The sequence below is a fragment of the Streptomyces marianii genome (assembly GCF_005795905.1).
Lineage (GTDB): Bacteria > Actinomycetota > Actinomycetes > Streptomycetales > Streptomycetaceae > Streptomyces > Streptomyces marianii.
Window position 1 is genome coordinate 3580001 of sequence record NZ_VAWE01000001.1, and the last position, 23126, is coordinate 3603126.

Consider the following 23126-nt stretch of genomic DNA (forward strand, 5'->3'; position numbering starts at 1 on the left):
GTCCACGGACGGCGGAGCGGGCATCGTCTATCTGCTCGACGATCCGGACGTGGTCCGCCGCAAGATCATGCGTGCCGTGACCGACAGCGGTCAGGACGTCGTCCACGACCGTGAGAGCCGGCCCGGCGTATCGAATCTGCTGGAGATCCTCGCGGCCTGCGAGGGCGGGAACCCGGAGGGGCTGGCCGGTGCGTACGAGTCGTACGGCGCGCTCAAGAAGGACACGGCCGAGGCGGTGGTGGAGCTGCTGAGGCCGCTCCGGGAGCGGCACGCGGAGCTGGCGGCCGATCCGGCGTATGTGGACGACGTGCTGAGGGCGGGGGCCGCGAGGGCTCGGGGGCTGGCCCGTCCTCTGGTGGATCGCGCCTATCGGGCGATCGGGCTGCTTCCGGTCTGCTGACGGAAGGCTGTCCGGTAGTCGCGCGGGCTGGTGGCGAGGTGGCCGGCGAAGTGCTGGCGCATGGTCACCTCGCTGCCGAATCCCGTGCGGCGGGCGACTTCGGGGATGGGGTGATCGGTGAGCTCGAGGAGCTTCTGAGCGGCTGCCACCCGCTGGGCGATCAGCCAGTGGAGAGGGGTGGTTCCGCTGGTGGCCTGGAAGTGACGGGCGAAGGAGCGGGGCGACATGCCTGCGCGGGCGGCGAGTGACGCGACGGTGTGCGGCTCGGCGAGGTGGGCGAGGGCGTAGTCGCGGACGGCGGCGAGAGCGTCGGCGTCTCGATCGGCCCGCGGTGTGGGGTGCTCGATGAACTGGGCCTGGGTTCCCGTGCGGAAGGGCGCGGTGACCATCGAGCGGGCGATGGTGGCGGCGGCTTCGGCGCCGTGGGTGATGCGGACGAGATGGAGGCACAGATCGATTCCGGCAGCGGTGCCGGCGGAGGTCCAGATGTTGCCGTCGTGGAGGAAGAGTGCGTCGGGGACGACGGTGACCCGGGGATGGTGCTCGCGGAGGAGGTGCGTGAGGCTCCAGTGGGTGATCGCACGACGGCCGTCGAGGAGGCCCGCCTGGGCGAGGGTGAAGGCGCCTCCGCAGAGTGCGGCGATCGGAGTGCCCCGGTCGTGGGCGTGGCGGAGGGCGTCGAGGACCGGCGAGGGGGCGGGGGTGAGATGGTCGTCGAGGCCGGGCACGACGACGAGGTCGGCGCGGCGGAGCCAGGCGAGGGTGCGATCGGGGGTGAGGCTCAGACCGCCCCGCATGGGTACGGGTGCGTGGTCGGCTGCGGCGCGGCGGAGTTCGAAGGGGGGTACGCCGCGGTCAGTGCGGTCGACGCCCCAGACCTCGTTGATGACGGAGACGTCGAAGGCCCGTACCCCCGGGAAGGCGAGGAGGGCGATGCGCTGGGGGGTTGCTGTCGTCGAAGCCGCCATGGGCTGGCAGTAAACCATCGATCGGCGACTTTTGTGCGTCTGTGGCGCGGTACGGCGCCCGGGCAGCATGGCGGGCATGGAGATCGCGGAGAACGCAGCGCTGGTGGTCGTCGATGTGCAGAAGGCATTCGAGGAGGAGGACTTCTGGGGGCGGCGGAACAACCCGGGGGCGGACGAGAACATCGCCGCACTGATCGATGCGTGGCAGACGAGCGGCCGTCCGGTCGTGTTCGTACGGCATGACTCGTCGAAGCCGGGGTCGCCGCTGCGGCGGGGCCACGCCGGCAACGAGTTCAAGGACTACGTGGAGCAGCGGAGGGGGAAGGGAGCGGGACCGGAGTTGCTGGTGACGAAGACCGTGAACTCGGCGTTCTACGGGACCCCGGACCTGGGGGCATGGTTCGGTTCCCACGGGGTGCGTCAGTTCGTGGTGGCCGGGATCCAGACCAACATGTGCGCGGAGACCACGGCGCGGATGGGCGGGAACCTGGGGTACGAGGTGCTGTTCGCGCTGGATGCGACGTACACCTTCGACCTCGTGGGCCCGTTCGGCTGGAGCCTGGGGGCCGATGAGCTGGCACGGGCCACCGCCGTGTCGCTGCACGGGGGCGGGTTCGCGACGGTGGTCGCGACGGAGGAGCTGGTGGCAGCCGCCGGGAAGTGAGCACCGGCCCGGGTTCGGGCGCGCGCACGCCGGTGGACTCCGGGACGGTGATCCGGCCGCCGGCCCGGACCGCGCGCGCCCGACGGCCGGAAGGCGGGTACCGCGACCGCCGTCGCGCTACCGGAACCCTGTCGGCCGGGCGGCCAGGGGGCGCCCCGGTCTCAGCCGTTGCCGGAAGCGAGCTCGCGGCTGCGGTCGCGGGCCGCTTCCAGCGCGGCGATGAGGGCGGCGCGCACACCGTGGTTCTCGAGTTCGCGGATGGCGTTGATGGTGGTGCCCGCGGGAGAGGTGACGGCCTCGCGGAGCTTGACGGGGTGCTCGCCGGAGTCGCGCAGCATCACCGCGGCGCCGATCGCGGCCTGGACGATCAGGTCGTGGGCCTGGGCCCGGGGCAGGCCGAGGAGGATGCCGGCGTCGGTCATGGCCTCGACGAGGAAGTAGAAGTAGGCGGGTCCGGAGCCGGAGAGGGCGGTGGCGGCGTCCTGCTGGGACTCGGGGACCCGAAGGGTCTTGCCGACTCCGCCGAAGATCTCCTCGGTGTGGGCCAGGTGCTCGACGGTGGCGTGGCTGCCGCCCGAGATCACGGACATGCCCTCGTCGACGAGGACGGGAGTGTTGGGCATGACACGGACCACGGGGGTGTTGGGGGCGAGCCGGCTCTCGATGGTGGCGGTGGTGATACCGGCGGCGGCGCTGATCACGAGGCGCTCCGCCGAGACATGGGGGGCGAGCTCGTCGAGAAGCCTGTTCATGTCCTGCGGCTTGACGGCCAGGATGAGGGTGTCGGCCCGTTTGGCGGCGTCCGCGTTGGTGACGGCTTCGACGCCGTAGCGGGTGCGGAGCTCCTCGGCGCGCTCGGCCCGGCGGGTGGTGACCAGCAGGGCCGAGGCGGGCCAGCCGGCCCGGATCATGCCGCTGAGCAGGGCCTCGCCGATCTTGCCGGTACCGAGGACTGCGACTGTCTGGGTCATGCGGGTCACCTCGCCGGGGTGGTGCGTGTGCACATGGTGGTCGTCCGTGTCCGTGGCCGGTCGCTTCCGGGTTCTTCCACGGACATGGACATCCTTGCACCGGGCTCCCCGTGGTGTCGGCGGCGTCCGAGGGGCGGTCACGCGGTGCGGCGGCGGAGGGTGGCCGCGCCCAGGGAGAGGACGAGGAGGGCGCAGGCGGCGACGACCAGGATGTCGCGGAGGAAGTCGGCGGTGACGTCGGTGTGGCGGAGCACCTCGTTCATGCCGTCGACGGCGTAGGACATGGGCAGCACGTTCGAGATGCCCTCGAGGACGGGCTGCATGTTGTCGCGGGCGGTGAAGAGGCCGCAGAGGAGGAGCTGGGGGAAGATCACGGCCGGCATGAACTGGACCGCCTGGAACTCGGATGCGGCGAAGGCGGAGACGAACAGGCCGAGGGCCGTGCCGAGCAGGGCGTCCAGCAGCGCGACCAGGAGCAGCAGCCAGGTGGAGCCGACGACGTCCAGCCCGAGGAACCAGACCGCGAGCCCGGTCGCGAGGGCGGACTGGACGACGGCCAGGAGGCCGAACGCCAGGGCGTAGCCGGCGATGAGGTCGGCCTTCCCGAGGGGCATGGCGAGCAGTCGTTCGAGGGTGCCGGAGGTGCGCTCGCGCAGCGTCGCGATGGACGTGATCAGGAACATCGTGATCAGCGGGAAGATGCCGAGCAGCGAGGCGCCGATGGCGTCGAAGGTCTGCGGGCTTCCGTCGAAGACATAGCGCAGCAGGAAGAGCATCAGGCACGGCACCAGCAGCATCAGGACGATCGAGCGGGGATCGTGCCGCAGCTGCCGCAGGACCCGGGCGGCGGTTGCGAGGGTGCGGGACGGGGAGAGCGCGGGGCGCGGCGCGGACTCGGCGGCGGTCGCGGGCGGGCGCGAGGGATGGGCGTTCATCGAGCGGTCTCCTGGAGGGCGTCGGCCGTGTCGACGAGGTGGAGGAAGGCGTCTTCGACGGTGGCGGTGTCGTTGCGGCGGCGGAGGGCGTTGGGGGTGTCGTCGGCGAGGAGTTCGCCCTCGCGCAGCAGGAGGAGCCGGTGGCAGCGCTCGGCCTCGTCCATGACGTGCGAGGAGACGAGGATCGTGGTGCCGCGTTCGTCCGCGACACGGTGGAAGAGGTCCCAGAGGTCGCGGCGCAGGACCGGATCGAGGCCGACGGTGGGTTCGTCGAGTACGAGTAGTTCGGGAGCGCCGAGGAGGGCGACGGCGAGGGAGACTCGGCTGCGCTGACCGCCGGAGAGCCTGCCCGCGAGTGAGCCGGCGTACGCGGCGAGGTCGACGTCCGCGAGGGCCTGGGAGACATGGCGCCGGCGCCGTTCGGCCGCGGCGCGACCGGGGTCGAGGACCGCGGCGAAGTAGTCCAGGTTCTGGCGGACGGTCAGATCGTCGTAGACGGAGGGGGCCTGGGTGACGTAGCCGATGCGGGAGCGCAGTGCGGCGTGGCCGGCGGGCCGGCCGAGGACGTCGAGGATGCCGGTGACCCTGGCCTGGCTGCCGACGACGGCCCGCATGAGAGTGGACTTGCCGCAGCCGGAGGGACCGAGGAGTCCGGTGATCTGCCCTCGCGGCACCTCGAAGTCGAGGTCGCGCAGGACGGTTCGGGAACCGCGGACGACGCTGAGGGCGCGCGCGTGGACGGCCGGTGCCGGAGTACCCTCCGGCGGATTATTCATCATGCGGTGAATAATCCATCCGGAGCGGGTGGGCGTCAAGATGCGAGGCGGGGAGCCATGACATGCCCGGCGCCGGCGGGACGACCCGCGGACGACGGTCCGCGGTCCGTCGGTCCGCAGTCCGCAGTCCGCAGTCCGCAGGAGAACGACGGTGGCGCGGACGATCGCTGCTCGACCCGGGCGGCCGGACGCCCCGTCAGAAAGCGGTCGCATGGACTGCCGTCCGGCCTGACGAACTGGATGCACCCCTCCCGGCGGCCGAGGCTCACGCACTGGACCAGGAAGCGGAAGTCCGGTGGCCGAGGCTCACGCCCGCAGAGCCGGAAGACGACCGCTGCGGCGGTGTGCGAGCCCGTCGGGAGCGCGGACGCACCGGCTCTGCGCAGTGCGCCCGCCCCCTTGGATGTGCCATGCGGCTCAGCACCGCGGCCATGGCGGGGCCGGGTTCGACGGCGACGACCCGGGCGCCTCGGTCGCGCAACAGACGGGTGGCGATGCCGGTACCCGCGCCGACGTCGACGACGCGGGAGTCCGGAAAGGTCTGCCGGTCAGTTCCTCGATCGCGTCGAGAAGGGCGGGCGGACAGCCGGGGCGGGCCGCCTCGTACTGGTCGGCGACGGACCCGACGGAAAGCGGCGGCCGTGGGCGTCAGGCCCCGGCCGCCGGGCCGCGTGCGTCATGTGCCTCATCATGGCGCGGCCCGGTCACTTGCGCTTGGGCTTCCTCCGGGCCGCCGGGTTGCCGGTGCGCGTGCCACGGCGCTTCTCGTACTGCGCGAGGGCCGTCTCGTACTCCCCGCGCCGCAGTTCCTCCCCCGGCGCTTCGGCGAGCGAGCGGAAGAAGTAGGCGAGCAGCGCTCCGATGAAGCCGATCATCCGCAGGCTGTGCAGGGACTCGTCGCGCGCGGGGTCGGCCGGACGGCGCGAGAAGCCCTCCCAGGTCTTGCGGAAGGCGATGGCGCTGCACACCGCGAACGTCACGATCACGAGCAGGTTGACGAAGCCGCCGACCCGGGCGGTCTCCAGGCCCTGGTAGGCGAACCGCAGGACGAGGCACCCGGTGACCGCCGCGGCGAGCGAGCCGGCCGCGACGGCGACGCGGCGCAGAACGTAACCGCCGTCGTGGTGGACCCAGGTGGTGCCGAAGAACCTGATCTCCTCGGGCTGCGGCCCGGCGCGGCCGTCGCTCCCGGCGCCGGACTCGCCGGGAGCGGCCGCGAAGCCGGGGGTACGGCTGGGGTGGGGACTGTCTCCACGGGTCTCGCTCACGCACCCGATTATCCCCGGCCGCTCCCGGCCCCCGGACGCGGCCGCGGGGAACGGGTCCCCGAGCGGCCCGGCCACCGCCCGCGGCAGATTCGGCGACGGCCGGCGCCCGCCCGGACGGAGCCGCCCCGCGTCCGCGCATGGGCGGAGGAGGCACGGCGGGCCGCAGAGGCGGCCGGGACCGCCGCGGAGTCCTCGGCCGCGGGGACGAGGGTGCCGGCTGCCGTGGTGGGCGCGAACGACGTCACGCAAACGGTCGAGACGCCCCGCCCGCACATCGGCAGTCCCACTGCCGGTGTCGAGCCGGACGTCCGGGCCTCGGGCGGCGGGCCGGGCAGCGCTCCGCGAGCGGAGCGAACGCGGTCGCCAGGCGGGCGGCGGACGCGGCCGTCGGCGCCGTGGCTGACCCGGTCACCGGAAGGGTCATCGCCCCCGGACCCGGTCACCGGAAGGAACGCCGCCCCCGGAACCGTGACGGACCCGGTCACCGGAAGGGACGCCGCCCCCGGGCCCACCGGGCCCACCGAGTGCCCGGGCCCGGGCTCCGTCCCTGACGAGTCGAGTCGAGTCACCGGAGTGTCCACGCCGGTCCGGGTGTCCGGCCGGACGGAGCCGCCGGTCAGGCACAGCGCACGGCCACGTACCCGTCGCTGCCCGTGTTCACGTACGCGTCGGAGACGAACTGGCCGTTGGCGATGTTGTCCCACAGGTTCGACGTGCCGTACGGCCCGGTGACGGTCTCGCCCGGCTTCTGGCAGTTGATCGGCACGCGCGCGCCGTACTGCAGCACCCTGACGATCTGGTAGTGGGTTCCCGGCCCGCTGCGGACGTTCAGGCGGTAGCCGGGGGCCACCGCGTAGCGTCTCGTGGCGCGCGGTGCGGCGAGGGCCTGGGGCTCCGCCTCTTCCGCCTCTTCCACGCTTTCGCTTCCTTCGACGGCCATGAAGGCCTCCCCCGCGTTTCGAAAGACATGTCTGCGCCCCGCAGGCTAGCAAGCCGCCGCCGACTCGTACGCGCCATCGACTAGGCTCCGTGAGTCGCGCTTGCGGACAGAACACGGGGGTGGGCGATGCCGCCGCTGCGCAGCACCGGGCCCGTCCCGGAAGCGGAACATCCTGAGTACGCCGGGCAGTACCGCCTCGAGCGGTGTCTGGGCTCGGGCGGCATGGGTGTGGTGCATCTGGCCACCTCGGTGTCCGGGCTGCGCCTCGCCATCAAGGTCGTCCATGCGGAACACGCCACGGATCCGGAGTTCAGGGCTCGTTTCCGGCAGGAAGTGGCCGCGGCCCGCCGGGTGAGCGGTGCGTTCACCGCACCCGTCGTGGACGCCGACCCGGAGGCCGGGCGCCCTTGGATGGCGACACTGTTCATCAAGGGGCAGACCCTCGCCGAACGCGTCAAGTGGAACGGGCCGTTGAGCCTCGACGAACTGCGCAGGGTGGGCGCCGGGCTCGCGGAGGCGCTGCGCGACATCCATCGCGCGGATGTCGTACACCGCGATCTCAAACCCAGCAACGTGCTCCTCGCCGCCGACGGTCCGAAAGTCATCGACTTCGGGATCTCCCGTCCCTCGGACAGCGATCTACGCACGGAGACGGGGAAGTTGATCGGCACTCCCCCGTTCATGGCACCGGAGCAGTTCCAGCGGCCACGGGACGTCGGGCCCGCCGCCGACCTGTTCGCGCTGGGCGCCGTCCTCGTCCACGCGGCGACAGGACGGGGGCCGTTCGACTCCGGCAGCCCGTACATCGTCGCCTACCAGGTGGTGCACAACGAGCCGGACCTGACCGGGGTGCCGGGCGAACTCGCACCACTCCTGGCCCGTTGTCTGGCCAAGGACCCCGCCGAACGGCCCGCGCCCGACGAGGTGATGGCCGAACTCCGCACCCCGGTGGGGGAAGTGGCGACGGCCTTCATACCGCTTCAGCGGACGCCCGCGGCCGGACGGCCGTCCGGCGGATCCCCCTCCCCCGCGGAGGAGGAAGGGGCTGGACCGGCCCCCCGGCCGCGCCGGCGCCTTGTCCGGTACGCCGCCGTCGGCGGCCTCGTCGCCGGACTGCTCGCGGGCGCGTACGCGGGAATCCGCCTGGCCGCGGACGACGGCGCCCGCCCGGCCGGCGCCCCGGTCGCCCACCGCGGCGAGCCTGCCTTCACCGCCTGGCGGACCTCCCTGTCGAAGGGCTCCGACGCCCTGCGGACCCCCGCGTGTTCCGCCCACGGCGGATACCTGTACTGCGCGGCGCCGGGCGTCATGGCGACCCGGCTCGCCGCGGCCGACGGCAAGCCCCGGTGGAAGCGCGAGGCCGTCGGCTCCGCTGCCGGAGCGGGGCCGCAGGCGGACTCGGGCTACCAGGCCGGGGCCCCCGTGCTCTCCGGCGGACTGCTGCATGTCACCACGGCCGGCGGTAGGCGTCTCGAAGCGCTCGACCCGGAGTCGGGCGCCACGCGCTGGACGACGTCCATCGGTTCCGCCACGGTCGGCCACGCCGAGGGATGCGTCCTCCTCGCGGGAGCGGACGGGATCGTGCGGGCACTCGACGGCGCGACCGGCGAGGAGCTGTGGCGGAAGCGGCGGGGCGCGCCGGGCACCCAGTGGGCGCCGGGCCCGCCCGGTTCGGGAACCGTCTTCGCCGTCACCCCGGGGGCCGACGGCGCCACCACCGTCGTCCGGGCCGTCGGCACCCGTGACGGCGGTGTGCGCTGGGAGGAGCACCTGAAGGGCTCGCTGTCGCCGGTGCCGTCGGTCTCGGAGGACGCGCTCTTCCTCCTGGCGGCCGATGCCGACGACTTCACCACGGCGGTCGTACGCCTCGACACCGCCACGCGCGAGGTCCGCCGCGTCCCGCTGCCGGTCGACGTCGACCAGGCCCAGGCCGCGGTGGCCGGCGGCACGGTCTACCTGGCGGGTGCGGGAGGCTCGCTGCTCGCCGTGGACACCGCGGACGAAGGCCGCCAGCGATGGCGGCTGGAGACGTACGTGGCCCGGTCCTCGCGGCCGGTCGCCGACGGGCACCGGGTCTATCTGAGCGGTGCCGACGGGCGGCTGCTGGCGGTCGACGCCGAACGCGGTGTGCAGCTCGGTCAGACGGATCCACGGATGGGCACGGGGCGTTTCACCCACGCGTCCGCCCTGCCGGCTCCCGTCACCGCCCCCGGCAAGGTGTTCGCGACCGCTCCCGACGGGAGCGTGTTCGCCGTGGACGCCGAGGATCCGGCGCGCTGGTAGGCGGCCGGGTACGGCGGAGCCCCGCCGGCCGGTGGGGCCGACGGGGCCGGCGCGGCGGAGCGGTGCGTCAGCCGAGCCTGTCGACGTCCCGCACCGCGCCCTTGTCCGCGCTCGTCGCCATCGCCGCGTATGCCCGCAGCGCCGCGGAGACCTTGCGCTCGCGGTTCCTCGGCGCGTAGACGCCGCCCAGGGCCTCGCGGCGGGCGGCGAGCACGGCGTCGTCGACGAGGAGCTCCACGGAGCGGTTCGGGATGTCGATGCGGATGCGGTCGCCGTCCTCGACGAGGGCGATCGCGCCGCCGGACGCCGCCTCCGGGGAGGCGTGGCCGATGGACAGCCCCGAGGTGCCGCCTGAGAAACGGCCGTCTGTGATCAGCGCACAGGCCTTGCCCAGGCCGCGGCCCTTCAGGAAGGAGGTCGGGTAGAGCATCTCCTGCATGCCGGGGCCGCCGCGCGGGCCCTCGTAGCGGATGACGACGACGTCGCCCTCCTTGACCACCTTGGAGAGGATCTTGTCGACGGCCTCCTCCTGCGACTCGCAGACGACGGCCGGGCCCTCGAAGGTCCAGATCGACTCGTCGACGCCCGCCGTCTTCACGACACAGCCGTCCTCAGCGATGTTGCCCCTGAGGACTGCGAGGCCGCCGTCCTTGGAGTAGGCGTTCTCGACGGAGCGGACGCAGCCGCCCTCGGCGTCGACGTCCAGCGACTCCCAGCGCTCGGACTGCGAGAAGGCGGTGGCGGAGCGGACGCAGCCGGGAGCCGCGTGCCACAGCTCGACGGCCTCGGCGGACGGGGAGCCGCCGCGGACGTCCCAGGTCTTGAGCCATTCGGCCAGGGATGCCGAGTGGACGGTGTGGACGTCCTCGTTCAGCAGCCCGCCCCGGTACAGCTCGCCGAGGATGGCGGGGATGCCACCGGCCCGGTGGACGTCCTCCATGTAGTACGTGCCGCCCGGCGCGACGTTCGGTGCGACCTTGGCCAGGCACGGCACCCGGCGCGAGACGGCGTCGATGTCCGTGAGGTCGTAGTCGAGCTCGGCCTCCTGGGCGGCGGCGAGCAGGTGGAGGATCGTGTTGGTCGAGCCGCCCATGGCGATGTCGAGGGCCATGGCGTTCTCGAATGCCTCACGGGTGGCGATGTTGCGCGGGAGGACCGACTCGTCGCCCTCCTCGTAGTAGCGCTTGGTGATCTCGACGACCGTGCGGCCCGCGTTCTCGTACAGCGCGCGGCGGGCGGTGTGGGTGGCGAGGACCGAGCCGTTGCCCGGCAGGGAGAGGCCGATGGCCTCGGTCAGGCAGTTCATCGAGTTGGCGGTGAACATGCCCGAACAGGAGCCGCAGGTCGGGCAGGCGTTCTCCTCGATGCGCAGCACGTCCTCGTCCGAGACGTTCTCGTTGACCGAGTCGACGATGGCGTTGATCAGGTCGAGCTTGCGGACCGTGCCGTCGACGAGGGTGGCCTGGCCGGCCTCCATCGGGCCGCCGGAGACGAAGACCGCCGGGATGTTGAGGCGCATGGCGGCCATCAGCATGCCCGGGGTGATCTTGTCGCAGTTGGAGATGCAGATCAGGGCGTCGGCGCAGTGGGCCTCGACCATGTACTCCACGGAGTCCGCGATCAGGTCGCGCGACGGCAGCGAGTAGAGCATGCCGCCGTGGCCCATCGCGATGCCGTCGTCGACGGCGATGGTGTTGAACTCGCGGGGCACCGCGCCCGCCGCCAGGACGGCGTCCGAGACGATCCGGCCGACCGGGGCGAGGTGGGTGTGCCCGGGGACGAACTCCGTGAAGGAGTTGGCGACCGCGATGACCGGCTTGCCGATGTCCGCGCTCGCTACGCCCGAGGCCCGCATAAGGGCGCGGGCGCCCGCCATGTTGCGGCCGTGGGTGACTGTGCGGGACCTCAGCTCGGGCATCGTCGCTCGCTCCTTCAGGCAGTTCTGGCTTTATCGAGCGTACGCCGATGCTCCAAGATCTGGACATCCCGTCCGGAATACGGGACGCGGGTCCGCCTTTCGGTCAGCGTCCCGGGCGCCGGTACGAACGGTACGCGCCCCCGTCCACCATGCGGGCCGCAGGACGCACCGTAGCCCGGTCCGGCGGCGCACCGGGCACCGGGCGCGACCGGGAGAGAGCTGCCGGACCCGGCGGCGCGGCCCCCGCGCCCCGGTCCGTCCTCCCGGAACCGGCCTCGGGCCGCGGGGCGCCCGTCCCCGGAGCCGGCGCGCAATCCGAACCGGGCCGGGCCGGCCCCGGCAGTGACCGTCGTCCCGGCCCCGGACTCACGCCTCGGTGAGGTACCTCTGCAGCGTCGGCGCGACCATCTCGATGATCTCCTCCGGGTCCACCGTGGCCAGCGGCTCCACCTGGACCACATAGCGGAGGATGGCGATGCCGATCATGTGCGAGGCGGCCAGCTCGGCCCGGAACTTCGGGTCCGGCACGTCCAGGTCGGCCGCGATCCGCTCCAGCATCCGCCGAAGGACGAAGCCGCGGAGCACCTTCGCGGCGGCCTCGTGCGTCAGCGCGGAGCGGAGGATCGCGAGCAGCGGCGCCCGGCTCACCGGGTTCTCCCACACCCCGACGAAGTAGCGGGCCAGCCGCTCGCCGACGCCGTCCTTGCCCTCGCCGAGGATCGCCGGCACGACCAGCGCCGGCTCGAAGGACACCTCGATGGCGGCCGCGAAGACCTCGTCCTTGGTGCCGAAGTAGTGGTGGACGAGAGCGGGGTCCACCCCCGCTGCCTTGGCGATCCCCCGTACGGAGGTCTTGTCGTAACCGCGCTCGGCGAACTCCTCGCGGGCCGCTTCGAGGATCCGCTCCCGGGCGCCGGGGCCGGTCTCCGCCTCGGTGCGCGCGGGCCGGCCGCGTCGTCTGGGCACCCCGCCGGTCATGATCGGCCCGGGTCCGCCGTGCCGGGGCGGCCGCCCCGCGGCGGCGCGCTCGCCGAGGCCAGGTGCAGCCGGGTGAAGGCCAGCGCCTCCGCGAGGTCGGCTTCGCGTTCGGCGGCCGACATCGCCCGCCGGGTGTTCACCTCGATCACGACGTGGCCGTCGAAGCCGCTGCCGGCCAGGTGCTCCAGCAGCTCCGCGCACGGCTGGTCGCCACGGCCCGGCACCAGGTGCTCGTCCTTCGCCGAGCCCCTGCCGTCCGCGAGGTGGACGTGGCCGAGCCGGTCTCCCATGCGGTCGACCATGGCGAGGGTGTCCGTGCGGGACGTCGCCGTGTGGGAGAGGTCGATCGTGAAGTGCCGGTAGTCCTCTTTGGTGACGTCCCAGTCGGGGGCGTACGCGAGCATCTCGCGGTCCCGGTAACGCCAGGGGTACATGTTCTCGACGGCGAAGCGCACGTCCGTCTCGTTCGCCATCCGCCAGATTCCGGAGACGAAGTCCCGGGCGTACTGCCGCTGCCAGCGGAACGGCGGGTGCACGACGACGGTCGACGCGCCGAGCTTCTCGGCGGCCGCCTGGGCACGCTGGAGCTTCACCCAGGGATCGGTGGACCAGACGCGCTGGGTGATGAGCAGACACGGCGCGTGGACGGCCAGTATCGGCATCTCGTGGTAGTCGGAGAGCCGGCGCAGCGCCTCGATGTCCTGGCTCACGGGGTCGGTCCAGACCATGACCTCGACGCCGTCGTAGCCGAGGCGCGCGGCGATCTCGAAGGCCGTCGCCGTCGACTCCGGATAGACGGAGGCCGTCGACAGGGCGACCTTCGCATCCGGGATGCGCACCACTGGTTCTGCCACGAGGGACAGATTACGGGCCCGCATCAGAGGGTGGGGAGGTGATCCAGCCTCCGCAGGATCACCCCCTCGCGGAGCGCCCAGGGGCAGATCTCCAGTTCGTCGACGCCGAAGAGGTCCATCGCACCCTCCGCGACCAGCGCTCCTGCCAGCAGCTGGCCGGCGCGGCCCTCGGAGACGCCCGGCAGGGTGGCACGCTGCGCGGCCGTCATCGCGGCGAGCTTCGGAACCCACTCCTCCAGTGACTTTCGACTCAGTTCGCGCTGGGTGTACAGGCCCTCGGTGGAGCGGGCGGCGCCCGCGATCCGGGCGAGCTGCTTGAAGGTCTTGGACGTGGCGACCACGTGGTCCGGCCGGCCGAAACGGCTGAACTCACCGACCGTACGGGCGATCTGCGCCCGCACATGGCGGCGCAGTCCGCGGACGTCCTCCGGGTCCGGCGGATCGCCGGGCAGCATCCCGGCGGTCAGCCGTCCGGCGCCGAGCGGCAGGCTGACGGCGATGTCGGGGTCCTCGTCTATGCCGCAGGCGATTTCCAGCGAGCCACCGCCGATGTCGAGGACCAGCAGCTTCCCGGACGACCAGCCGAACCAGCGCCGGGCGGCCAGAAACGTCAGCCGGGCCTCCTCGTCGCCGGTGAGGACCTGGAGGTCGACGCCGGTCACCGCCTTCACCCGGGACAGGACGTCGTCGGCGTTGGCGGCCTCCCGCACGGCGGAGGTCGCGAACGGCAGCACGTCCTCGCAGCCCTTGTCCTCGGCTGCCTGCAGGGCGTCGTTGAGCGTGCCGATCAGCCGGTCGACGCCCTCCGGGCCGATGGCTCCGTCTCCGTCGAGCAGCTCCGCCAGGCGCAGTTCCGCCTTGTGGGAGTGGGCGGGCAGCGGCCGGGCGCCGGGGTGGGCGTCCACCACCAGAAGGTGCACTGTGTTCGAACCGACGTCGAGGACTCCGAGTCTCATGGACGGAACGCTACTGCGGCGACGCGCATACGCTGGAGTCGTGCCAAAGACGAAAAAGGCGAAGCAGGACAAAGCCCAGCCGAAGAAGCCCCCTGTCACCTCTCACGACCCTTCGCAGGCCGAACCGGACGAGAAGGGCCTGGACTTTCCGCGGGCCTGGGTCGAGTTCCCGGACCCGGCGGACGACGAACAGCTCTTCCGCTGCGACCTGACGTGGCTGACCTCGCGCTGGAGCTGCATTTTCGGCAGCGGCTGCCAAGGCATCCAGGCGGGCCGTGCGGACGACGGCTGCTGCACGCTCGGTGCGCACTTCTCCGACGAGGACGACGAGAGGCGGGTCGCCGAGCATGTGGCACGTCTCACCCCAGAGGTCTGGGAGTTCCACGACATCGGCCGCGCGTCGGGCTGGGCCGAGGTCAACGAGGACGGTGACCGGCAGACGCGGCGCTGGAAGGGCTCCTGCATCTTCCAGAACCGGCCGGGCTTCGCGGGCGGCATGGGCTGCTCGCTGCACATCCTGGCGATCAAGGAGGGCCGGGAGCCGCTGGAGACCAAGCCCGACGTGTGCTGGCAGCTGCCGATCCGCCGCACGTACGAATGGATCGACCGGCCGGACGACACGCGGGTCCTCCAGGTCTCGATCGGCGAGTACGACCGCAGGGGCTGGGGCCCCGGGGGTCACGACCTGCACTGGTGGTGCACCTCGGCAACGTCGGCGCACGGCGCGGGGGATCCGGTCTATGTGACCTACCGGCCCGAACTGACGGAGCTGATGGGCAAGGCGGCCTACGACGTGCTCGTGGAGCTGTGCGAGGCGCGGCTGGCCTCGCAGCTGCCGCTGTTGGCTCCCCACCCGGCGGATCCCGCGTAGCGGGATCCCGGCAAGAGCACGCCTGACCGGCGGCCGCCCGCTGACGCCGCGAGATCGCAGACCCGGCGGGCGTGCGGGCCGCAGCCTTCGACCGTGCCGGGCGGACGACGCGCGACCACGCGGATCGCGACCGTGCGGCTGCCTGCTGAGGCGGGACCGCCCGGCGCCCGGCGGTCCCGCCTGGTCCACGGCTTCTCACACCGGGGCACCGGGGCACCGAGGCAAAACGCTTCGTCAGCCTGGCGTGGCCGGGGCCTCACTCAGCGGCGGCGGGGAGGGACCGGTCGCCGACGACGGCGGCTCCGACGGCGGAGGTTCCGAGGACGACGGCGGAGGTTCCGAGGACGAAGGTTCCGAGGACGGCGGCTCGGACGGCGGAGGCTCCGACGACGGCGAGGTCTGCGGCGCCCCCTCCCCCCGGATCTGCAGGACCGTTCCAGCGGGGTCGACACCGACACGGGCGCTCCACGGACCCGCCGGTTCGGCAGCGTGGTCGACATGGACGCGGACGACGACCGACCGCCCCGGAGCCAGCGTGCCGGAGACGCGGTCGGCGTAGAGCCACGGCACGTCCGTCCACAGGGACCAGGAAACCGGGGCACCGCCGGAGGCGGTGAGGGTGAGCATCGTGGACCCGCCGTACGGTCGCGCCTCCACGGAGAGCCGGCCGAAGCCCTGTCCATCCGCCCCGGCGGAGCCGGGAGGGAGGCCGGGGCTGATCACCTCGACGGTGACTCCACCGGCCCCGGGGCGCGGCAGCCCGCCGGCGACCAGGGAGTCCGCGGCGTCCCGACGCGCGTTGCCGGCGTTCTCGTACCGGTCGTACGGGACGCCGCCCACGGGCTGCGCCGCGTCGGCCTCGCTCGCGGAGACCGAGGAGTCCTCGCGTGCCTCGCCGGTCAGCGGGGCGCCCCGGTAGGCGGCCCAGAGGGCGAGCACGGGCGCGGCGACGACGGTCGCGACCACGGTGGTGGTGACGGCGCGGGCCCGCAGCCGGCTGCGTCGGGCGGCGTGGTCCTTGGGGTCCAGGGGGAAGCCGTCGCGGCCGAAGCGGGGCGCTGCGGCGCGGGCGCGCGGGAGGTGCGGCAACGCCGCGTGCGCCTCGGCACGGGGCGCGGCGACCAGGGGGAGTGCGGCGGGCGTGACCGTCGACCCCGGCCACGGTCCCGAGGCACCCGCCCGCTCGGCCGATCGGCGACAGCGCGGACAGTCGTCGACGTGACGGACGAGCTCACGCCGCAGTGCGGCGGAGAGCAGCACCCTGCGGTCCGCGGTGAGCCGGGCGACGGAGGGACAGTTGCCGGTCTCGACGACGGCGAGCGCGGCACGGGTGCGCTCCACCTCGCAGGCGGCGGACGAGAGCAGTTCGCGTGCGCTGGCCGGCTCCATCCCGAGCACGGCGGCGACGTCACGGGAACCCAGCCCGTGCCGCACGGCGAGTTCCAGTGCCTCCCGCTGCTCGGGAGTGGTGCCCGCGGCCTCGGGCCAGGCCAGCCGGGCGAGCTCCGCCCGGTGCCGCTCCTCGGTCTCGGGAGGCACCAGGGGCTCGCCCTGGTCCTCCGGGGCGGCGGCCCCTCGGGCGTGCGCGCCCGGTCGGGCGGCGTGCGCCCCCGGTCCCTGGTGCCTCCGGCGGCGCTGCTCGCCCAGTGCACGCAGGCAGGCCCAGCGGGCTAGTGCGTACAGCCAGGCCTTCCGCCGCTCCTCGTCGGCGGGGCCGCGCCCGTGATGCCGTTCGGCGACGGCCAGGACCTCTCCGAGCACCGCCGTCGCGGCGCCGTGGTCGCACAGCACGGACAGGCAGTAGGTGAACAGCCCGTCCAGATGGGGCTCGTAGCGCGCGGACGGGGTCTGCCCGAGCGCCGGCCGCGCACGGCGGAGTGCGCGGTGTGCGCCGGTGGTTTGCGCGGGGGGCTCCAGCATGCGGCTCGTCACCTGGCGACCGTAGGCAGCCATTGGCACACCCTTCGCGCGACTTGAGCGCATTTAATCCATACGGGTGAAGCGATCCCTCGAAAGAGAACAGCGGCATTTGCCACGGTGCGGGTGATTGTGGTTACCAACCTGGCCTATGCGCAACGCATGTGCGTGTCCCTCCCGCGCGGGCCGCCCCGGGCTGCGCGGCTCCCCGTCCGGGCACCCGTGGGCGCGCTGTCGGTGCGCGCCGCTACGGTTTCCCGCATGGCTGCCCGTACGAAGACCTCGAAGGACCGGCCGTCCTACCGCTGTACTGAATGCGGATGGACGACCGCCAAGTGGCTCGGCCGCTGCCCCGAATGCCAGGCGTGGGGCACGGTGGAGGAACAAGGCGCGCCCGCGGTCCGCACGACCGCCGCCGGCCGGGTCACCAACGCCGCCCTGCCCATCGGCCAGGTGGACGGGCGCCGGGCGGCGGCCCGCACGACCGGCGTCGACGAGTTGGACCGGGTGCTCGGCGGGGGGCTGGTACCGGGCGCCGTCGTGCTCCTCGCGGGTGAGCCGGGCGTCGGGAAGTCCACACTCCTGCTCGACGTCGCGGCGAAGGCGGCTGGCGACGACCACCGCACCCTCTACGTCACGGGCGAGGAGTCCGCGAGCCAGGTCCGGCTGCGCGCCGACCGGATCGGCGCGCTGCACGACCACCTGTACCTCGCGGCCGAGACCGACCTGTCCGCCGTCCTCGGGCATCTCGACGCGGTCAAGCCCTCCCTGCTGGTCCTGGACTCGGTCCAGACGGTTGCCTCCCCCGAGATCGACGGCGCACCGGGCGGGATGGCACAGGTCCGGGAGGTCGCGGGAGCGCTGATCCGCGCCTCCAAGGAGCGCGGCATGTCCACGCTGCTGGTGGGCCACGTCACCAAGGACGGGGCGATCGCCGGCCCCCGGCTGCTGGAGCATCTCGTCGACGTCGTGCTCCACTTCGAGGGCGACCGGCACGCGCGACTGCGCCTCGTACGGGGCGTCAAGAACCGCTACGGGGCCACGGACGAGGTCGGCTGTTTCGAACTGCACGACGAGGGCATCACCGGACTCGCCGACCCCAGTGGGCTGTTCCTCACCCGGCGCGACGAGCCCGTACCGGGCACGTGCCTCACGGTGGCCCTGGAGGGCCGCCGCCCGCTGGTCGCCGAGGTGCAGGCGCTGACCGTCGACTCGCAGATCCCCTCGCCCCGGCGCACCACCTCCGGGCTGGAGACCTCCCGGGTGTCGATGATGCTGGCCGTGCTCGAGCAGCGGGGCAGGATCAGCGCCCTGGGCAAAAGGGACATCTACAGCGCGACGGTCGGCGGTGTGAAGCTCTCCGAGCCCGCGGCGGACCTCGCGGTCGCCCTGGCGCTGGCCTCCGCCGCGAGTGACACCCCGCTGCCGAAGAACCTGGTGGCGATCGGCGAGGTGGGGCTCGCAGGCGAGGTGAGACGCGTCACGGGCGTCCAGCGCCGGCTGGCCGAGGCGCACCGTCTGGGCTTCACACACGCGCTGGTCCCGTCCGATCCGGGCAGGGTCCCGCCTGGTATGAAGGTCACGGAAGTCGCCGACATGGGGGACGCGCTGAGAGTGCTCCCGCGCGGGCGTAGGGCAGAGGCCCCACGGGCGGACGACGCGCGCCGGTAGACTTTGCCCTGGTCTCGCCCGCCCGTACGAGCCGGAGGAGTGCAGTGGCAGCCAACGACCGGGGCTCAGCACCCGGAAAGTCCGGCGGAGGCCCCGGGGGATCCGGCACGGACGCGCTGATGCGCGCCTCGCTCAGCGCGGTCGCCCCGGGCACCGCCCTGCGTGACGGTCTCGAGCGCATTCTTCGAGGCAACACGGGCGGCCTCATCGTCCTGGGAATGGACAAATCGGTCGAATCCATGTGCACGGGCGGCTTCGTGCTGGACGTGGAGTTCACGGCCACACGACTGCGCGAACTGTGCAAGCTCGACGGCGCGCTCATCCTCGACAAGGACATCACCAAGATCCACCGGGCCGGTGTGCAGCTCGTCCCCGACGCGTCGATCCGGACCGAGGAGACCGGCACCCGGCACCGGACGGCGGACCGCGTCTCCAAGCAGTGCGGCTTCCCCGTCATCTCCGTGTCCCAGTCGATGCGCCTCATCGCGCTCTACGTGGACGGCGAGCGGCGGGTCCTGGAGGAGTCCGCGGCGATCCTGTCCCGGGCGAACCAGGCACTGGCCACGCTGGAGCGCTACAAACTCCGGCTGGACGAGGTCGCCGGCACGCTCTCGGCCCTGGAGATCGAGGACCTGGTGACGGTGCGGGATGTCACGGCGGTCGCGCAGCGGCTGGAGATGGTGCGGCGTATCGCCACCGAGATCGAGCAGTACGTGGTGGAGCTCGGTACCGACGGCCGGCTCCTCGCGCTCCAGCTCGACGAGTTGATCGCCGGTGTGGAGCCGGAGCGCGGTCTCGTCATCCGCGACTACGTCCCGGAACCGACCGCGAAACGCTCCCGCACGGTCGACGAGGCGCTCGCCGAGCTCAACGACCTGACGCACGCCGAGCTGCTGGAACTGCCCATCGTGGCGCGCGCCCTGGGGTACAGCGGCTCGCCCGAGACGCTCGACTCCGCGGTCTCGCCGCGCGGTTACCGGCTGCTGGCCAAGGTGCCCAGGCTGCCCGGCGCGATCATCGAGCGGCTCGTCGAGCACTTCGGCGGCCTGCAGAAGCTCCTGGCCGCCAGTGTCGACGACCTCCAGACGGTCGACGGCGTCGGAGAGGCCCGCGCCCGCAGCGTCCGCGAGGGGCTGTCGCGCCTCGCCGAGTCGTCCATCCTGGAGCGCTACGTCTGACGGCCGCGGGCAGGCGTACGGCCACAACCCGGCAGGTGGCGCGCTACGGACAGCGGCCGCACGCGGCGCCCCCCGATCTCCGAACCGGCCCTCGCCCGGCCGGAGACGGCACCCGCCCTTGCCCGGCCGGGACCGCACCTGCCCTCTCCGGCCGGAACCGACCCAGCCCTAGAACACCGATGAAGAACTTGCTCTGGCCGCCCGGCTCACCCCGGATTGCCGGTAAATGTCAATCGCGTAAATGTCAATCGCTGCAAACCAGGGCAGACCGGGCACAGTTTCAAGATCTTCAGGACGCTTCTAGTCCTTCTCCAGCCGGAACGACGCCGGAGCCACCGACGTGCCCGGGAACGCGGCTTCCAGCAGGTACGAGCCGGGGGCCGCGGGAGTGGACGGCGGGGTCGCGCACTGCGGGGCGCTTCTGCGCCGGTCCCAGCCCACGGTGTGGGTCACGGTCCGGCCCGCAGGGACCTTCAGGAGGAGGGAACCGCCCGCGGTCGGGCAGTCCTTCGAGGACCACACCTTGTCGTTCTCGCCGTCGTTGATGGCGGACACGGTCAACACCGCGTTCTTGGGCCCGACATCGGCCTTGCAGGTCACGGACGAGCCGTTGTGCACGGAGAGTTCGAACCGGGGGCGCTCTCCCGGTGCGTAGGCGGGCTTGACGCTGCGCACCGTCAACCCGACCGCGCCCGGGGCGCAGTCGGGGAGGGATGAACCCGCCGGGACCTGCTCGGCCGGGCCGGTTCCGCCGCCGTTCGCCGCGCCGCCCGCCCCCGGGTCACCGTTCTTGCCGTCGCCGCCGCCGGTGTCCGTACCCGTGCCCGCGTCGCCGCCGGTGCCGCTGCCTTCGCCGGTGCCGCCCGACTCGTCGCGGCCGCCCGGCTGTTCGCTGATCGCGGGGCCCGAGCCGCTGGGGCCCGGCGTGATGGAGGGCGCGGGCTCGGTGCCGCCCGGCTTGCCGTCTTCGCCCGTTCGGCTGCCGGTGTCGCCGGAGCTGACGGCCCAGGCGATCAGCAGCGCGAGCAGCGCGAACAGCAGCAGCGCGACCGCCCTCCGCCGCCAGTAGATGGAGGAGGGAAGGGGCCCGACCGGATTGCGCAGAGATCCCACGTACCGAACTGTACGAGAGATCGGCGGGCAACTCCGGCCCCACCCGCCGCACATGGTTCCCGAATGTGCGGATCATCATCATGCGCCCCTGATTCCGGCCGCCTTGAAGTGCCCGGCAGGGCCCCGAGGGGAGCCGCGGGCCCGACCGCCGGCCCCTGCCCGCCACCGCTCCGGGCCGTGTGTGCGGTGAGTCCCTCAACTCGCCGGTGGACGAGGAGCGTCCGTTCGCCGGTGGACGAGGAGCGTCCGTACCGCGCCGTCGCGGGGGCCGTGCGCGCCCCCGGTGCCGTGCCGGCCGACGGACGGCTGGTCGTTCCGAGCGCCCCCTCGACGACCGCCGGGCCGCGCTCGTGCCCGGTACGGCCGTGGATCGCCCGGCTCACCGCTCCCACCTCCTGATCACGGCCTGCTCCCGCATCCTCGCCGGGGGCCACCGCACGACGTGAACGCGGCCGGCTGCCGGGCACGGCGGCCCTGGACGTGGAGCCCCGTGCGACCGGGCCGGGCGTCTCCCCCGGCGCGGTGGTCCGTCCCGGCCGGTCCCACGGCGGGGAGGCCCGCGGGCCGCAGCCCCACCGGGGGCGGCCGCCCGACGCCCCGGGCGCACGGGCGCACTGGCGCGGACAGACCGGGAAATACACCGATCCGGACGCGGCCGTGTACTCCGACCCGGACCCCGTCACGGTCCGCCCGGAGCGCATACGCCGCGTCCGGCGCTGAACATGCCAGGATCGGAGGTGCCATGACTGCGACCGAGATGCCCTCCTCCGTGACCGACGTCCCCTCCGACCAGGACGGTGTGCCCGGCGCCGCCGAGGCCACCGCCGACCTCCACACCCCCGTCCTCGCCTGGTTCGACCAGCACGCCCGCGACCTGCCCTGGCGCCGCCCCGAGGCCGGTGCGTGGGGGGTGATGGTCAGCGAGTTCATGCTGCAGCAGACCCCCGTCAACCGGGTCCTCCCGGTGTACGAGCAGTGGCTGGCCCGCTGGCCGCGCCCCGCGGACCTGGCCGCTGAGGCCCCCGGCGAGGCCGTGCGCGCCTGGGGCCGCCTGGGCTACCCCCGCCGGGCACTGCGGCTGCACGGAGCCGCGGTCGCGATAACGGAGCGGCACGGCGGTGACGTACCCAGCGAGCACGCCCAGCTGCTCGCACTGCCCGGGATCGGCGAGTACACGGCCGCCGCCGTGGCGTCGTTCGCCTACGGGCAGCGCCACCCGGTCCTGGACACCAACGTCCGCCGGGTGTTCGCCCGCGCGGTCACCGGAGTCCAGTACCCGCCGAACGCGACGACCGCGGCCGAACGCCGGCTGGCCCGCGCGCTGTTGCCGGACGACGAGCCGAAGGCGGCCCGCTGGGCCGCAGCCTCCATGGAGCTGGGCGCACTCGTCTGCACCGCGCGCAACGAGGACTGCGGACGGTGCCCCGTGGCCGGGGTGTGCGCCTGGCGCCTCGCCGGCAAGCCGGCCCACGACGGACCGCCCCGGCGCGGCCAGACCTACGCCGGTACGGACCGCCAGGTGCGCGGCAAGCTCCTCGCGGTGCTCCGGGAGGCCGTGCGACCGGTGCCGCGCGCCGTGCTCGACCGGGTCTGGGACGAGCCCGTCCAGCGGGCCCGCGCCCTGGACGGCCTGGTATCGGACGGATTGGTCGAACCTCTGGAGAATGACCGGTTCCGGTTGCCGCTGACCTGAGAATCGGCGGCCTGACCCTCCTGTTACACAACCGATGGATGGCCGTGCGCCCTCCGACGGCTTCTCCGCACAGCCTCGTGACAACTGCTCCGTAGCTTCTTGTGGCGTAAGCGAGACCACGGAAACACACGGCGTGTCACGAGGCTGGAACGGGGAACGGAGGCGGTTGGAATGGCGCACGCAGAGGTGCTCGAGTTCGAGGAGTACGTCCGCACGCGGCAGGAGGCTCTGCTGCGCAGCGCACGACGGCTCGTCCCCGACCCGGTCGACGCCCAGGACCTGCTGCAGACCGCGCTGGTGCGGACCTACGGCCGGTGGGACGGGATAGCCGACAAGTCCCTCGCCGACGCCTATCTGCGCCGCGTCATGATCAACACGCGTACGGAATGGTGGCGGGCCCGCAAGCTGGAGGAGGTCCCCACCGAGCAGCTGCCGGACGCCAGCGTCGAGGACGTCACCGAGCAGCACGCGGACCGGGCCCTGCTCATGGACGTCCTGAAGGTACTCGCGCCCAAGCAGCGCAGCGTGGTCGTGCTGCGGCACTGGGAGCAGATGAGCACCGAGGAGACGGCCGCCGCGCTCGGCATGTCGGCGGGTACCGTGAAGAGCACGCTGCACCGGGCGCTCGCCAGGCTCCGCCAGGAGCTGGAGAGCCGTGAGCTGAACGCCCGGACCACGGAGCGTTCGGATCACGGGAACCAGTCGCACGCAGGGCGTGAGGAACGGGGGCAGGAGCGTTGCGCGGCCTGATCAGAGGGGCCGGCCCCGGGGA

Annotated in this window: 21 protein-coding genes and 1 pseudogene (1 of these 22 cut by a window edge); 9 read left to right on the forward strand and 13 right to left on the reverse strand. The window is 73.0% G+C overall.

All coding sequences use genetic code 11. The features are described from left to right. Positions 1 to 400: the 3' portion of a tryptophan--tRNA ligase gene (gene trpS, locus FEF34_RS16055; protein ID WP_138053804.1), read on the forward strand. It extends 599 nt beyond the left edge of the window; only the last 400 of its 999 coding nucleotides appear in the window; its start codon lies beyond the left edge, outside the window; its stop codon occupies positions 398 to 400. Here trpS and FEF34_RS16060 read toward each other — a convergent pair. Beyond that, a complete protein-coding gene (locus FEF34_RS16060; protein ID WP_138053805.1) occupies positions 367 to 1368 on the reverse strand; it encodes a GlxA family transcriptional regulator in 1002 nt (333 codons plus the stop codon). The genes trpS and FEF34_RS16060 overlap by 34 nt on opposite strands. Positions 1369 to 1444: 76 nt before the next feature. Here FEF34_RS16060 and FEF34_RS16065 point away from each other — a divergent pair, with 76 nt between their 5' ends. Further along, the gene (locus FEF34_RS16065) at positions 1445 to 2032 is read left to right on the forward strand and encodes a cysteine hydrolase family protein (RefSeq protein WP_138053806.1); all 588 of its coding nucleotides are present in this window, start codon (positions 1445 to 1447) and stop codon (positions 2030 to 2032) included. Between the two features lie 161 nt (positions 2033 to 2193). Here FEF34_RS16065 and proC read toward each other — a convergent pair whose 3' ends face one another. The 6 genes and pseudogenes from proC to FEF34_RS16100 form a co-directional block, all read right to left on the reverse strand. Continuing rightward, positions 2194 to 3003, reverse strand: a complete 810-nt coding sequence (gene proC / locus FEF34_RS16070) for a pyrroline-5-carboxylate reductase (protein ID WP_138053807.1) — start codon at positions 3001 to 3003, stop codon at positions 2194 to 2196. A 137-nt stretch (positions 3004 to 3140) separates the two neighbouring features. Continuing rightward, a complete protein-coding gene (locus FEF34_RS16075) occupies positions 3141 to 3938 on the reverse strand; it encodes an ABC transporter permease (protein ID WP_138053808.1) in 798 nt (265 codons plus the stop codon). Further along, positions 3935 to 4717, reverse strand: a complete 783-nt coding sequence (locus tag FEF34_RS16080) for an ABC transporter ATP-binding protein (RefSeq protein WP_407698283.1) — start codon at positions 4715 to 4717, stop codon at positions 3935 to 3937. Before FEF34_RS16080 ends, FEF34_RS16075 begins: the two co-directional genes overlap by 4 nt. Positions 4718 to 5126: 409 nt before the next feature. After that, positions 5127 to 5344: pseudogene (locus tag FEF34_RS42845) on the reverse strand (class I SAM-dependent methyltransferase); the annotation flags it as partial. A gap of 74 nt (positions 5345 to 5418) precedes the next feature. Next, positions 5419 to 5982 (reverse strand): hypothetical protein, encoded by a 564-nt coding sequence (locus FEF34_RS16090; RefSeq protein ID WP_138053809.1) that lies wholly within the window; start codon positions 5980 to 5982, stop codon positions 5419 to 5421. Positions 5983 to 6598: 616 nt separating this feature from the next. Beyond that, positions 6599 to 6922 carry a peptidase gene (locus FEF34_RS16100; RefSeq protein WP_138053811.1) on the reverse strand — a complete coding sequence of 108 codons (324 nt, stop codon included), beginning with the start codon at positions 6920 to 6922 and terminating at the stop codon, positions 6599 to 6601. A 126-nt stretch (positions 6923 to 7048) separates the two neighbouring features. Here FEF34_RS16100 and FEF34_RS16105 point away from each other — a divergent pair, with 126 nt between their 5' ends. Beyond that, positions 7049 to 9205: a protein kinase domain-containing protein gene (locus tag FEF34_RS16105; protein WP_138053812.1), complete on the forward strand. Its 2157-nt coding sequence runs from the start codon at positions 7049 to 7051 to the stop codon at positions 9203 to 9205. Positions 9206 to 9272: 67 nt separating this feature from the next. On the opposite strand, the gene ilvD is transcribed toward FEF34_RS16105, so the two are convergent. The 4 genes from ilvD to FEF34_RS16125 all read right to left on the reverse strand — a co-directional run bounded on the left by ilvD (position 9273) and on the right by FEF34_RS16125 (position 13911). Then, positions 9273 to 11123: a dihydroxy-acid dehydratase gene (ilvD, locus tag FEF34_RS16110; RefSeq protein ID WP_138053813.1), complete on the reverse strand. Its 1851-nt coding sequence runs from the start codon at positions 11121 to 11123 to the stop codon at positions 9273 to 9275. Positions 11124 to 11489: 366 nt separating this feature from the next. Continuing rightward, the gene (locus FEF34_RS16115; protein WP_138053814.1) at positions 11490 to 12101 is read right to left on the reverse strand and encodes a TetR/AcrR family transcriptional regulator; all 612 of its coding nucleotides are present in this window, start codon (positions 12099 to 12101) and stop codon (positions 11490 to 11492) included. Next, entirely contained in the window at positions 12098 to 12955 is an 858-nt protein-coding gene (locus FEF34_RS16120) for a sugar phosphate isomerase/epimerase family protein (protein ID WP_138053815.1), read from the reverse strand. Before FEF34_RS16120 ends, FEF34_RS16115 begins: the two co-directional genes overlap by 4 nt. A gap of 23 nt (positions 12956 to 12978) precedes the next feature. Further along, positions 12979 to 13911 (reverse strand): Ppx/GppA phosphatase family protein, encoded by a 933-nt coding sequence (locus tag FEF34_RS16125; protein ID WP_171052965.1) that lies wholly within the window; start codon positions 13909 to 13911, stop codon positions 12979 to 12981. A gap of 40 nt (positions 13912 to 13951) precedes the next feature. Here FEF34_RS16125 and FEF34_RS16130 point away from each other — a divergent pair, with 40 nt between their 5' ends. After that, the gene (locus tag FEF34_RS16130; RefSeq protein ID WP_171052966.1) at positions 13952 to 14782 is read left to right on the forward strand and encodes a hypothetical protein; all 831 of its coding nucleotides are present in this window, start codon (positions 13952 to 13954) and stop codon (positions 14780 to 14782) included. 234 nt (positions 14783 to 15016) lie between these two features. On the opposite strand, the gene FEF34_RS16135 is transcribed toward FEF34_RS16130, so the two are convergent. Next, entirely contained in the window at positions 15017 to 16702 is a 1686-nt protein-coding gene (locus FEF34_RS16135; protein WP_138057513.1) for a sigma-70 family RNA polymerase sigma factor, read from the reverse strand. A 258-nt stretch (positions 16703 to 16960) separates the two neighbouring features. On the opposite strand from FEF34_RS16135, the gene radA reads away from it, so the two are divergent. Together radA and disA are read left to right on the forward strand one after the other, a co-directional pair. Continuing rightward, positions 16961 to 18370 carry a DNA repair protein RadA gene (gene radA, locus FEF34_RS16140; RefSeq protein WP_138053816.1) on the forward strand — a complete coding sequence of 470 codons (1410 nt, stop codon included), beginning with the start codon at positions 16961 to 16963 and terminating at the stop codon, positions 18368 to 18370. 44 nt (positions 18371 to 18414) lie between these two features. Beyond that, the gene (gene disA / locus FEF34_RS16145; protein WP_138053817.1) at positions 18415 to 19548 is read left to right on the forward strand and encodes a DNA integrity scanning diadenylate cyclase DisA; all 1134 of its coding nucleotides are present in this window, start codon (positions 18415 to 18417) and stop codon (positions 19546 to 19548) included. A gap of 300 nt (positions 19549 to 19848) precedes the next feature. Here the strand turns inward: disA and FEF34_RS16150 are convergent, their stop codons facing one another. Beyond that, the gene (locus FEF34_RS16150; RefSeq protein ID WP_138053818.1) at positions 19849 to 20661 is read right to left on the reverse strand and encodes a hypothetical protein; all 813 of its coding nucleotides are present in this window, start codon (positions 20659 to 20661) and stop codon (positions 19849 to 19851) included. A gap of 231 nt (positions 20662 to 20892) precedes the next feature. On the opposite strand from FEF34_RS16150, the gene FEF34_RS41260 reads away from it, so the two are divergent. The 3 genes from FEF34_RS41260 to FEF34_RS16160 all read left to right on the forward strand — a co-directional run bounded on the left by FEF34_RS41260 (position 20893) and on the right by FEF34_RS16160 (position 23104). Next, positions 20893 to 21060 (forward strand): hypothetical protein, encoded by a 168-nt coding sequence (locus tag FEF34_RS41260; protein WP_171052967.1) that lies wholly within the window; start codon positions 20893 to 20895, stop codon positions 21058 to 21060. A gap of 343 nt (positions 21061 to 21403) precedes the next feature. Continuing rightward, positions 21404 to 22354, forward strand: coding sequence for an HhH-GPD family protein (locus FEF34_RS16155; protein ID WP_138053819.1), 951 nt, complete (start codon positions 21404 to 21406; stop codon positions 22352 to 22354). 171 nt (positions 22355 to 22525) lie between these two features. Further along, positions 22526 to 23104 carry a SigE family RNA polymerase sigma factor gene (locus FEF34_RS16160; RefSeq protein ID WP_138053820.1) on the forward strand — a complete coding sequence of 193 codons (579 nt, stop codon included), beginning with the start codon at positions 22526 to 22528 and terminating at the stop codon, positions 23102 to 23104. The last annotated feature ends 22 nt before the right edge of the window (positions 23105 to 23126 follow it).